Origin of the sequence: Gilliamella apicola (assembly GCF_000599985.1) — a bacterium.
GTDB lineage: Bacteria > Pseudomonadota > Gammaproteobacteria > Enterobacterales > Orbaceae > Gilliamella > Gilliamella apicola.
Genome location: NZ_CP007445.1, coordinates 2,866,975 through 2,879,387 on the forward strand (window position 1 = coordinate 2,866,975; position 12,413 = coordinate 2,879,387).

The window sequence follows — 12,413 nt, forward strand, 5'->3', positions numbered from 1 at the left end:
TATAAATATAACGCGCTACGGCGCGTTTTTTCATAGTTAAAAATTTTACAAATCTATAAATTAAAAAATAATCACTAAGGTTCAATCAAATAAGGAGCAATTATGGAAATTCGATTTCAAAATCAGATAATGGACCTTTCATTTCCACAAGTAATGGGCATTGTTAATATGACACCTGATTCATTTTCTGATGGGGGCAATTACAATAATCTTGATGATGCTATGCGGCGAGTTGACAGTATGATTCAAGCTGGTGCCTCATTCATTGATGTAGGTGGAGAATCGACTCGTCCTGGAGCGGCTGAAGTATCTGTTGAGGAAGAATTGGATCGAGTTATACCTTTGGTTGAAAAAATTGCTCGTTATTTTGATGTTTGGATTTCAGTAGATACATCTAAACCACAAGTAATCACTGAATCTGCAAAAGCGGGAGCCCACTTAATTAATGATATTCGAGCGCTAACCGAACCTGGAGCCATCGAAGCGGCAGCAAAAACACAATTACCAGTCTGTATTATGCATATGCAAGGTGATCCTAAAACCATGCAAAATGCACCACATTATCAGCAAGACATATATCAAGAAGTGGATCAATTTTTTACTCAACATATTAACCGTTGTATAAATGCTGGAATAGAACGTCAAAAAATCATACTCGATCCAGGTTTTGGTTTTGGTAAAACTCTACAACACAACTATCGATTATTGGCTAAATTAAAAAATTTTCACCATTTCGGTTTACCGTTATTAGTTGGTATGTCACGTAAATCAATGATAGGACAAGTATTAAATGTACCACCTCAAGAACGTATGATTGGTAGTGTATCTTGTGCTGTAATTGCAGCTATGCAAGGTGCACAAATTATTCGTGTTCATGATGTAAAAGAAACCTTTGATGCACTGCGGATTGTGCAAGCAACATTAGCAGAGCAAGTATAATTTAACGCTGCATTATTCATTTTCTTATTAATTATTAAATAAAAATTTAGCTGTTAAAGAATACCTAAAACAGCTAAATATCTAGATTGATTCAATCTACTTCGAAATGAACTAGTAATAAAAATAAGTTTTACTGTTTCCTTGTAAAACTCCAAATAATACGAAATCTATTAAACTACCATAGAATGTTAATAAAAATTTCTAAAAATTAACCTATTCAGTTTTTAGAGAAATCCGAAATGTATTGCTTTCCTATTTTAATGCCTTGCCTTTTGAGAAAGAAGAACTACTGTCCGAAAAAGATAATGTCAAAAATATTATTGAAAAAGTATTTAATAACTCTGTACAAGCATTAAAAGAAGCCCAATCTATTGTTGATGCTAAAATTATATTCAAAGCTGCAGAATGGATTTTTCATGCTAATCGTATAGTTATTTTTGGTGTAGGTTGTACAGCTATTGTGAGTCAAGATATTGAACATAAATTATTGAGAATAGGAATTCACAGCCATACTTATAGCGATAATCATTTAATAGTAATGGTAGCAAGTCAATTAAAAAAACGATGAGGTTATTGCTATTTCTCAATCAGGAAATAAAGCAGAAAATTGAAGAGTTTATATCTTTTCATTTTTTATAATAAAATAGTTTGAAATTAAAAACATTAAATCTAAGCGATATAGAGTTTCATTTGGATTTTTTAAAGATGATGAAGTTTTACTCAATAAAGATCGCGATAAATATAAACAGCCCGATATAATTATTATTCATAAAAGCTTTAAAACAATTTGTTCTGTCACGATCTTTAATTAACCATTGTTGATAAATAAACAACAATAACGCCAACAATAAACTCAAATAATAAAGAAAAGATAACTGATTGACTTTACCAATAATAAATAAACTAATAAGCATGATTGTCTGTAGTATTCCAATGATTAGCTTGTCATACTTACCAAATAGAATTGCCGTAGACTTAATGCCAATTTTTATATCATCATTACGATCAACCATAGCATACTCAGTATCATAAGCAACTGTCCAACAAATATTTGCAATGCAAAGTAACCAACACGTTAATGGGAATTGTTCTATTGTTGCTGCATATGCCATCGGAATGCTCCAACTAAAGGCGATACCTAAGATAACTTGAGGAAAATGGGTGTAACGTTTCATAAAAGGATAAACCATAGCAGTTAACAATGCCAAGCAGGCAATTAACCATGACAGTTTGTTTAAGATTAACAAAAGACCTAATGCCACAACTAACAATATTAATAGAGTCCACAATGCGTTTTTTTCAGTTAATGCCCCGCGGGCCAGAGGACGATTCTGAGTACGATCCACATGACCATCAAAATTCCTATCAGCGTAATCATTCACAACACACCCGGCTGAGCGCATGACCAGAACCCCTAAAGTAAATACAACAATGATATAAACAGGTGGATAACGTGTTGCAAGCCAAATAGCCCAAAATGTTGGCCATAATAATAGCAATGTGCCAATTGGACGATCGAGTCGCATTAGTTGTAAATAAGCTAGCATAAATAGAGTTTATCCTGATAAATTATTGGAGAATTATACCGTTTATCCTAAAAGCTGCAATGCTAGGTATAGGGCATAAAAATATCTGTTTGAACAAGAATTAATTTTTTTAAGTAGTTATAACAGATCTAGTTCAATATTGTTTAATAATATCTGTAAATACTGTTCCGCAATCACAGCTAAAGCTTGGTAAAAAAAACTAATTTCATTGTGTTTTAAGCGATTTAAATAGATTGAACTCCAAATTGATAAATGATCAATAATTAATTGCTTTGCTACTGATAATTGTTTTTTTTCTGCTAATAGAGCAAAAGCCATTAGCATTAACCCAAATTGATCCTCTGGTTCATTCATACCACTATTAAGCGTTAAACCATTTTGTTGTAAAAATTGACGGTAACGCTCTTGGGATTCTCCCATTAATAACTTTTCTTGATCAAGATATACCGAGCCCCAAGGAGGGACAGGCATATTACCTTGACCTTCAAATAACAGTGAAAACTGAAAATCAAGATCGGGGTTTTGTATTTGATCGGCTAATATTTGGCACTGCTCATAAATTAATTTATCATCTGTCCAGCTTACTAACTCATCAATATGCAGTAGCCCATCAATCAGTGGTTTAACTATTTTGCTATTAGGCGAATAATAGAAAAATGCACCCAATAATTTTGCTAAAGTGACTAAAGTTAAATTATCCAAATTACTTAATCTCTTATTTATATATTATCGTTAACTAATAAAACTTATGATAATTATAACGGTATCGTCCATAAATTATAAAAAGCAATGCGTCCACAAAGTTCAGCAACTAAAGTGCATACAAAACCAAGCATATAAACCATCGTTATTTTTTTGCTACGCCAACTATTTATGGCAATCAAAATCAATGCAACCAACAGTAAACCACACTGAACTGCAACCCAATGATACTGATCATAAGCCAACTGGGGAGCTATTTCGATCATTAAGTTAATATAAGGAAGCTTTAATAACAATATCAACAAAGCACCGATAAAAAAAGCAATGCTACCCGTTCGATGGAATCCTAACATGGCTACCATAACTCCCCCCAACACCAACATTGCAGTGTACATTTGAATTGCCGTGTAATAAGTTCCCCATGTTTTAACCGTTGGCAACATGTAAGTTAATACAATTGTCCACACAAAAACTAAACTTAGGATCACCAACAATAGAGCAAGTATTTTGCTGATATGTGGAATTTGATTAATGCGCTGACATAAAGTTTTAATAAATCCCCATCGATTTGAATTGTTAAGGTGTGAAAAGTAAGCAAGTATGACACAACCAAAGGTAACGCCAAATAATACCCCAAAAGTAAAGATCTCATTACTCATTGGTGAACGACCAATACCGAAAATCACATTTAAAGCACGGAAAGGTTTACCTAAGTGAAATGAAGCCAATAACATACCTAGTGCCATAAAAACTAAGGCGACTAAATTAACTTTTTCGATAATCAGCGTATTATGATTAGATCGATTAAATAAAGAATTTAAATTGCCTAAAAGCACCATCCCCGCAGATAGTTGCCCAAATATAGTAAAAAATACCAGTGGTAATTCATGCATTTTAGACCTCCTCCGGATTAAGCACTTTACCAAGTGTATCACCGGATGCTTTGGCCTGTGCATGTGGTTTTATAACAATATTGGGTTTAGTCAATTGTGAATTTGGTAATGGTGCAATATTACGTTCATCACCATATTGCTCACGCAACTTACCAATTTCATCAAAATCTAAAGCGTGTTGCGGACATGATTCCACACATACAGGCTTTAATCCTTCCGCTACACGCTCATAACATCCATCACATTTAGACATAACTTTTTTTTGCTGATCATATTGTGGTGCACCATAAGGACAACGCATTTCACAGTATCGACAACCAATACAAATATCTTGATTCACCACAACTAAGCCATCTTGTTCACGCTTATGCATTGCACCTGTTGGGCATCCTTGAACACAAGTGGGTTGTTCACAATGATTGCAAGAAATCGACAAATAGTAAGTAAAAGTATTATTTTGCCAAAGACCATCAACTTGCTGCCAATCACCACCGCCATATTCATAAACACGACGAAAATGGATACCTAAAGAGTTATCTTTTTCATCTTTACAGCTCAATTGACAGGTTTTACAGCCCGTACACTTAGAAGAGTTAATATAGAATCCATATTGCATTTTTATCATCTCCCTTTAATTACGATGCCGTTGACATAGCTGCTAATGGTTTAATTTCAACCAAATTAGTATGTTGTGGATTGGACTTAGCCAGAACGGATGGGCGCATTGAAGTTAGGCGATTAACACAACCACCAATATCAATCCCTGCTGCATTAGTTTTTGCCCACAAACCTTGAGGGATCGCAATAACACCAGGCAATATACGTGGTGTAACTTTAGCAGGAATATACAATCGACCACGATCGTTATAAACCTCAACTAACTGTCCATGCCTAATCTGTCTTGACGCAGCATCAAATGGATTAATCCAAATACTGCTCGCCACAGCTTCTCGTAATTGCGGTAGATTACTGTAACTTGAATGACAATGACCTTTAATATGAAAACCAATTAATTGTAATGGATATTTTTGTTTCTGTTGCTTATCTTCACTACCTTCAATAGCAGGTAAATAAGCTGGAATTGGATAAAGTTTATCATCTTCATCAAACTCCCATTCATTGGCAATTTTAGCCAATGCTTCAGAATAAAGTTCAATTTTTCCTGATGGCGTATTTAATGGATTTTTAACAGGATCATCTCTGAATGTTTGTAAAGCGACCTGGTTATCACTATTAGCTAACTTACGATCAATGACTCCCATACCGTCAGTTTCATCAAAACTAGGTAAATTGGGCTCTTGTTTGCGGAGTTTTTCATAGCAGTACTCTATCCACTCATCTTGAGTACGACCTTGTGTGAATTTATCTTTTACCCCCATCTTTTCAGATAAATCAGTTAACACATCATATGACGAACGATTTTCCCAAAGAGGCTTAATTGCTCGTTGCATACGAATAATATAATGATAAGCACCTGATGCATAAGAATTGTTAATCAGATCATTACTTTCGACCGATGATACATCTGGTAATAGTAAATCAGCATATTTAGCCGATGCGGTCATATGCGTGTCCCAAACTAAAATAAATTCGCATTTTGATTCATCTTGTAAAATTTGGTGAGTTCGATTGAGATCAGCATGCTGATTACCAATGACATTACTTGCATAACTCCAAATAAATTTAATACCAACATCTAATTTATCCTTATTTTTTATATAAGAATTTTTAGCAGTCATGCTATATGGTTCATCAATGGCTTTAGTCCATAAAAAGAATGGAATACTGGTTTTAATTGGGTTAACCAGACTTAAACTTGGAACTGAATAAGTCACACTACCACCCCAAGTTCCTATATTGGTTCCAAGCTTACCAAACTGACCAGTGATAATTGGTAATATCATGATCGCTCTTGTAGTATGTTCACCATTTTGCCAACGTTGTGGTCCCCAACCTTGGGAAATCCATGCAGCCTTAGCATTAACAATGTCGATCGCCAATTTTCGAATTTGATTTGCTGGAATTCCAGTTATATGAGCTGCCCATTCAGGTGTTTTCGGTGTTCTATCATCTCCTAAACCAAGAATATAAGATTTAAAATCGCTAAAAGGAGGTGCAGTATCAGGCAATGAGTCTGCGTTCCAACCCACACAGTACCGATTGAGCATTTCATCATCAATCCGATCTTCTTCAAGTAAAGCATATCCAATTGCGGCAACTAAAGCGGCATCAGTACCGGGAATGATTGGGATCCATTCAGCATCATAACCAACTACACTTTCACTACGTCGTGGATCGATAATGATGACTCTTGCCTTACTTTGTGATAAAGCATTAAATAACTCTGTAACTTGTCCACCACCCGACATTCGAGTTTCGGCAATATTTTGACCAAACATCACAACCAAATCAGAATGTTTTATTTGGTCTAACAAAGATTCTTTAGCATTACCATAAATATAAGGTTGAATTGCAGTTATTTGTCCGCTTGAATAATCACCATGGTAATTCAAAAAACCACCAATAGTATTTAAAAACCGCTTACAGGCGTTACGTCCAGGGATGTTTGCACCAGTAGTACCTGTACCATATTGATAATAAATAGCCTCATTGCCATACTTATCAATAGTATATTTGAGTTTATCAGCTAATAAATTAATTGCCTCTTCCCATGAAATTCGCTTAAATTTACCTTCACCGCGTTTACCAACTCGTAGCATTGGATATTTTAAACGGTCAGGATCATAAGTTCGCCAGCGAACAGATCGACCTCGCAAACAAGGGCGAATTTGATGCTGACCAAAAACAGGATCATTAATACCATCTTCAGCAGAAATTTTAGTGATGATATCGTTTTTAACATGAACTTTTAGAGGGCAACGACTTCCACAGTTGACTAAACAGGCGCTATAAAAGATTTTTTCTTGGTTAGTAGGATTAGGAGGAATTTCACTATTATTGGCATTCTTATCCGATTCAGCATAAGAAAAAGGTATTTGCATATTACTTGCTAATGCAGCAATACTTCCAATTGCTATCGATCTTTGTAAAAAACCACGTCGACTAATTTTATTATTTTGTGACTTGCTCATTGAATTCCCTTATTTTTTATGTGGGATTTATTTATCATAATACTATTGATGGAATATTAAAACTGAAAAAGCAATATAGCTCATGATTAATTTTAAATTAAATTAATTAAATAATAATTATTATCAACTAATACACTATCATAAAACGCTATTTGTATTTCATTGTAAATTTAATATCATACATCTTAAAGAAAGATTGGTATAATACACCCCATTTATTTAAATAAAATAGAAACGCTATGTCACAATCTACTTATAATGCCGTCGATATTGAAGTATTAAAGGGACTCGATCCAGTCCGACATCGCCCAGGGATGTATACTGACACAGCTCGCCCAAATCATTTAGGGCAAGAAGTCATTGATAACAGTGTCGATGAAGCTATTGCGGGACATGCTCGTCAAGTGAAAGTCACCCTTTATGAAGATAATTCTCTTGAGGTCATTGATGATGGACGAGGAATGCCGGTTGATATTCATCCTGAAGAAGGGGTGCCAGCCATTGAGCTACTACTTTGCCGTTTACATGCCGGAGGTAAATTCTCGAACAAAAATTATCAGTTCTCTGGTGGTTTGCATGGTGTAGGTATTTCCGTGGTTAATGCTTTATCCAAACGGGTAGAAGTTACTGTTAATCGCGATGGACAAGTGTATCAAATTGCTTTTGAAAATGGTGATAAAGTTGAAGATTTACATGTAATAGGTACATGTGGTCGTCGTAACACGGGTACTAAAGTACGTTTTTGGCCAGATGAAAAGTATTTTGATTCACCTCGATTTTCAGTGCCCCGCTTAACTCATTTGCTTAAAGCGAAAGCGGTACTCTGTCCAGGTCTGGAAATTATTTTCAAAGACAAAATTAACAATACTGAACAACGCTGGTGTTATCAAGATGGCTTAAAAGATTATTTAATGGAGTCTGTTAGTGGTTACACACTTTTACCTGAAGATCCATTTACCGGTAGCCACACGGGTGAAACAGAAGCTGTCGAATGGGCTTTGCTTTGGTTACCAGAAGGTGGCGAACTTTTAACAGAAAGTTATGTTAACTTAATTCCAACCGTACAAGGTGGCACGCATGTTAATGGTTTGCGCCAAGGATTGCTTGATGCCATGCGGGAATTTTGTGAATTTCGAAATTTATTACCGCGCGGTTTAAAACTTACGGCTGATGATATTTGGGAACGTTGTGCATATGTATTATCAGTAAAAATGCAAGAACCACAGTTTGCTGGGCAAACCAAAGAGCGGCTATCATCAAGACAAAGTGCAGCATTTGTATCTGCGATTGTTAAAGATGCATTTAGTTTATGGTTAAACCAAAATGTACAGATCGCTGAATCATTAGCAGAAATGGTAATTACCAGTGCACAAAAACGTTTAAGAGCATCAAAGAAAGTTATTCGTAAAAAGCTCACGAGTGGTCCAGCTCTGCCAGGTAAATTGGCAGATTGTTCGTCACAAGATTTAAGTCGTACAGAACTATTTTTAGTCGAAGGGGATTCTGCGGGAGGATCCGCTAAACAGGCGCGAGATCGTGAATATCAAGCAATCATGCCTTTAAAAGGTAAAATTTTAAATACTTGGGAAGTTTCATCTGACGAAGTCTTAGGTTCACAAGAGATCCATGACATTTCAGTGGCTATTGGCATCGACCCAGATAGTGATGACCTAAGCCAATTACGTTATGGTAAAATCTGTATTTTAGCTGATGCTGACTCAGACGGATTGCATATTGCCACTTTGCTTTGTGCGCTATTTGTTCGTCATTTTCGTGTTATGGTTGAACAAGGACATGTCTTTGTGGCAATGCCACCGCTTTATCGCATCGATCTAGGCAAAGAAGTACATTACGCTTTAGATGAAGAAGAAAAAGAAGGTATCTTAGATCAACTAAAACGCAAAAAAGGCAAACCGAACGTACAACGTTTCAAAGGACTGGGTGAAATGAACCCATTACAACTCCGTGAAACAACAATGGATCCTAATACTCGCCGATTAGTTCAGTTATCACTTGATAATACAGAAGAAACCATGGCATTAATGGATATGCTACTAGCCAAAAAACGTTCAGAAGATCGCCGTGAATGGTTACAAGAAAAAGGTGATCAAGTCGAACTTGATGTCTAACATAAAGAATGATTTAGAGGAACAATAATGAGTGAAATAACTCATGACGGAGTAGAAATCCAGTCACTACGCACATTTACAGAAAGTGCTTATTTAAACTATTCAATGTATGTCATTATGGATCGCGCATTACCTTTTATTGGTGACGGTCTAAAACCTGTACAGCGACGTATTGTTTATGCCATGTCCGAATTAGGGCTAAATGCTCAAGCAAAATTTAAAAAATCAGCGCGTACTGTAGGTGATGTACTCGGTAAATACCACCCGCATGGTGATAGTGCATGTTATGAAGCGATGGTGTTAATGGCACAACCATTTTCTTACCGTTATCCACTAGTTGATGGACAAGGCAACTGGGGGGCACCTGATGATCCCAAATCATTTGCTGCTATGCGTTACACTGAGTCACGTTTATCAAAGTATGCGGAATTATTATTAGGTGAATTAGGACAAGGTACCGTTGATTATACACCTAATTTTGATGGTACATTGCAAGAGCCTAAAATGTTACCTGCACGATTACCAAATATTTTATTAAATGGTACTACAGGTATTGCTGTTGGTATGGCGACAGACATTCCGCCGCATAATATTCGTGAAGTAGCAAATGCCGCCATTATGCTAGCTGATAATCCTAATGCAACTTTAAGCGAAGTGATGACTCACATTCAAGGACCGGACTTCCCAACCGAGGCCGAAATTATTACCTCACCAGAAGATATTGCTAAAATATATAAAACAGGTCGTGGTTCAATTCGCATGCGTGCAGTATGGAAAAAAGAAGACGGTGATATTGTTATTACTGATCTACCACATCAAGTTTCTGGTGCAAAAATCTTAGAGCAAATTGCATCGCAAATGCGAGCTAAAAAATTACCATTGATTGAAGATTTACGCGATGAATCTGATCACGAAAATCCTACTCGATTGGTTATCGTACCTCGTTCTAATCGTGTTGATTTAGAACAAGTAATGAATCACCTTTTTGCCACCACCGATCTTGAAAAAAGCTATCGGGTAAATATGAATATGATTGGGCTAGACAATCGCCCATCAGTAAAAGGTTTGGTTGAAATTCTTACTGAATGGCTAGAATACCGTCGAGCAACAGTTATACGTCGATTAAATTATCGTTTAGACAAAGTGTTAAAACGACTACATATTTTAGAGGGTCTATTAATTGCTTTCTTAAATATAGACGAAGTGATTGAAATTATTCGCAATGAGGAAGATCCAAAAGCTGAGTTAATTCGTCGTTTTGCTCTGACCGAAATTCAAGCAGAAGCTATTTTAGAATTAAAACTTCGTCATTTAGCTAAATTGGAAGAGATGCGAATTAAAGGTGAACAAAACGAACTTGCTAAAGAACGAGATCAGTTACAGTCATTATTGGCATCGCCACGAAAATTAAATAATTTAATTAAAAAAGAGCTTCAACAAGATGCCGAAAAATATGGCGATGAGCGTCGTTCTCCGATCGTTGAACGTAGTGAAGCTAAAGCTATTACAGAACAAGAACTCACACCATCAGAACCTGTCACTATTGTGTTATCTGAAATGGGTTGGGTAAGATCAGCAAAAGGACATGATATTGATCCTGTTGGTTTAAGTTATAAAGCTGGCGATAGTTTTAAAGCTGCAGCCAAAGGTAAAAGCAATCAACCTGTCGTATTCATTGATTCAACTGGCCGAAGTTATGCTATTGAGCCAAATACACTACCATCAGCACGCGGGCAAGGTGAACCAATAACGGGTAAACTAGCACTACCAGCTGGAGCCACAATTGAGCACTTGTTAATGTCAGCGAGTGAAAATCAAAAATTACTGTTAGCCTCTAGCGCTGGTTATGGTTTTATTTGTCAATTCAGTGATTTAGTTACTCGTAATCGTAATGGTAAAGCCATTATCAATTTACCAAACGGTGCTAAAGTGCTAACGCCAATTGAAATTCTATCTGAAGATAGCTTATTATTATCCATTACTCAAGCTGGACGAATGCTTATCTTCCCTGTAAAAGATTTACCAGAACTTGCAAAAGGTAAAGGCAATAAAATCATATCATTATCAGGTGCAGACGACAGCCTTGCTTATATACGATTAATCACACCAGAAACATCCTTAACCTTATATGTTGGTAAACGCAAACTTACGCTCAATCCAGCTGATTTAGAAAAATTTAGAGCGGAACGCGCACGTAAAGGAACAGCTTTACCACGTGGATTACAAAAAATAGATCGAATTGAGGTAATTTAATAATATGTCTTTTATTTGGGCGATAATTACAGGTTTTGTCTTAAGCATTATATTAAAATCAAACTGGGGGTTTTTACTTGGCCTATTCATTGGTCCAAAACTCTACGAATTTTGTAATAAATTGACTGAAGAACCTAAAGGAAACCCAAGACTCTACTTAACCGTTGTTTTTGAAGTGCTTGGTCATTTAAGTAAAGCTAAAGGTGTTGTGACGCAAGATGATATTAATCTAGCACGTAGATTTATGACCCAATTGCAACTTGATAGCAATAGTCGTCAGCTTGCCCAAGAATCCTTTAATCGCGGTAAAGCAAGTGATTACCCACTTAGGGCACGTTTAAGAGAGTTATATAATCAATATCGTTCTAGACGTAATGTTTTAAATGTCTTCTGTGAACAGCTTATCCAAGCAGCATTAATCGACGGTCGTTTAGATGATAAAGAATCAGAAATACTCTTTATTGTAGCCGATGAATTCAATATTCCTCGTCATCAAATGGCAATTTACATTCAAATGATGATGGGGAGTTATCATTTTCATCAACAAAATTATGACTATCAACACGAACAATATAATCAATATCGACACAATAATAATGGCTATGGTGGATATCAAAACAACTCTTCACAACTAAATTTACAAAATGCTTATAATATTCTAGGTGTTAAACCATCTGATGATATTGCTACAATAAAAAGAGCTTATCGTAAATTAATGAATGAACATCATCCTGACAAGTTAGTATCTAAAGGATTACCAAAAGAGATGCTTGAAGCCGCTAAAAAACGGGCACAAGAAATTCAAGCAGCTTATGATCTAATCAAAACTTCTCGTGGTTTTAAATAGAGATAATCAAT

General features: G+C 35.8%; 10 protein-coding genes. 5 read left to right on the plus strand and 5 right to left on the minus strand.

Going from position 1 to position 12,413, the window contains the following annotated elements; all coding sequences use genetic code 11:
* The first annotated feature begins 102 nt into the window (after positions 1-102).
* Both folP and GAPWK_RS12805 read left to right on the plus strand, forming a co-directional pair.
* On the plus strand, positions 103-939 hold the full coding sequence (folP, locus tag GAPWK_RS12800) for a dihydropteroate synthase (protein WP_025316612.1): 837 nt from the start codon (positions 103-105) through the stop codon (positions 937-939).
* 244 nt (positions 940-1,183) lie between these two features.
* Positions 1,184-1,507 carry a hypothetical protein gene (locus GAPWK_RS12805; RefSeq protein WP_051516288.1) on the plus strand — a complete coding sequence of 108 codons (324 nt, stop codon included), beginning with the start codon at positions 1,184-1,186 and terminating at the stop codon, positions 1,505-1,507.
* Between the two features lie 148 nt (positions 1,508-1,655).
* On the opposite strand, the gene ubiA is transcribed toward GAPWK_RS12805, so the two are convergent.
* The 5 genes from ubiA to GAPWK_RS12830 form a co-directional block, all read right to left on the minus strand.
* Positions 1,656-2,486: a 4-hydroxybenzoate octaprenyltransferase gene (gene ubiA, locus GAPWK_RS12810; protein WP_025316614.1), complete on the minus strand. Its 831-nt coding sequence runs from the start codon at positions 2,484-2,486 to the stop codon at positions 1,656-1,658.
* Between the two features lie 117 nt (positions 2,487-2,603).
* On the minus strand, positions 2,604-3,188 hold the full coding sequence (locus GAPWK_RS12815) for a TorD/DmsD family molecular chaperone (RefSeq protein WP_038517583.1): 585 nt from the start codon (positions 3,186-3,188) through the stop codon (positions 2,604-2,606).
* Positions 3,189-3,241: 53 nt separating this feature from the next.
* On the minus strand, positions 3,242-4,081 hold the full coding sequence (locus GAPWK_RS12820) for a dimethyl sulfoxide reductase anchor subunit family protein (RefSeq protein WP_025316615.1): 840 nt from the start codon (positions 4,079-4,081) through the stop codon (positions 3,242-3,244).
* 1 nt (position 4,082) lies between these two features.
* Positions 4,083-4,697, minus strand: a complete 615-nt coding sequence (locus tag GAPWK_RS12825) for a DMSO/selenate family reductase complex B subunit (RefSeq protein ID WP_038517586.1) — start codon at positions 4,695-4,697, stop codon at positions 4,083-4,085.
* Between the two features lie 19 nt (positions 4,698-4,716).
* Positions 4,717-7,173 (minus strand): DMSO/selenate family reductase complex A subunit, encoded by a 2,457-nt coding sequence (locus tag GAPWK_RS12830; protein WP_025316617.1) that lies wholly within the window; start codon positions 7,171-7,173, stop codon positions 4,717-4,719.
* A gap of 239 nt (positions 7,174-7,412) precedes the next feature.
* Between GAPWK_RS12830 and parE the strand changes: the two genes are divergently transcribed.
* The 3 genes from parE to djlA are packed head-to-tail and all read left to right on the plus strand — an operon-like array spanning position 7,413 to position 12,402.
* Positions 7,413-9,302, plus strand: coding sequence for a DNA topoisomerase IV subunit B (parE, locus tag GAPWK_RS12835; protein WP_025316618.1), 1,890 nt, complete (start codon positions 7,413-7,415; stop codon positions 9,300-9,302).
* 27 nt (positions 9,303-9,329) lie between these two features.
* Positions 9,330-11,555, plus strand: coding sequence for a DNA topoisomerase IV subunit A (gene parC, locus GAPWK_RS12840; protein WP_025316619.1), 2,226 nt, complete (start codon positions 9,330-9,332; stop codon positions 11,553-11,555).
* A gap of 4 nt (positions 11,556-11,559) precedes the next feature.
* A complete protein-coding gene (gene djlA / locus GAPWK_RS12845) occupies positions 11,560-12,402 on the plus strand; it encodes a co-chaperone DjlA (protein ID WP_025316620.1) in 843 nt (280 codons plus the stop codon).
* Positions 12,403-12,413: the final 11 nt, after the last annotated feature.

Excerpts from the sequence above, each read along its gene's own strand:
- parC (WP_025316619.1), top strand. The coding sequence starts at position 9,330 with ATGAGTGAAATAACTCATGACGGAGTAGAAATCCAGTCACTACGCACA.
- GAPWK_RS12830 (WP_025316617.1), bottom strand. The coding sequence starts at position 7,173 with ATGAGCAAGTCACAAAATAATAAAATTAGTCGACGTGGTTTTTTACAA.
- folP (WP_025316612.1), top strand. The coding sequence starts at position 103 with ATGGAAATTCGATTTCAAAATCAGATAATGGACCTTTCATTTCCACAA.
- GAPWK_RS12825 (WP_038517586.1), bottom strand. The coding sequence starts at position 4,697 with ATGCAATATGGATTCTATATTAACTCTTCTAAGTGTACGGGCTGTAAA.
- parE (WP_025316618.1), top strand. The coding sequence starts at position 7,413 with ATGTCACAATCTACTTATAATGCCGTCGATATTGAAGTATTAAAGGGA.
- djlA (WP_025316620.1), top strand. The coding sequence starts at position 11,560 with ATGTCTTTTATTTGGGCGATAATTACAGGTTTTGTCTTAAGCATTATA.
- ubiA (WP_025316614.1), bottom strand. The coding sequence starts at position 2,486 with ATGCTAGCTTATTTACAACTAATGCGACTCGATCGTCCAATTGGCACA.
- GAPWK_RS12820 (WP_025316615.1), bottom strand. The coding sequence starts at position 4,081 with ATGCATGAATTACCACTGGTATTTTTTACTATATTTGGGCAACTATCT.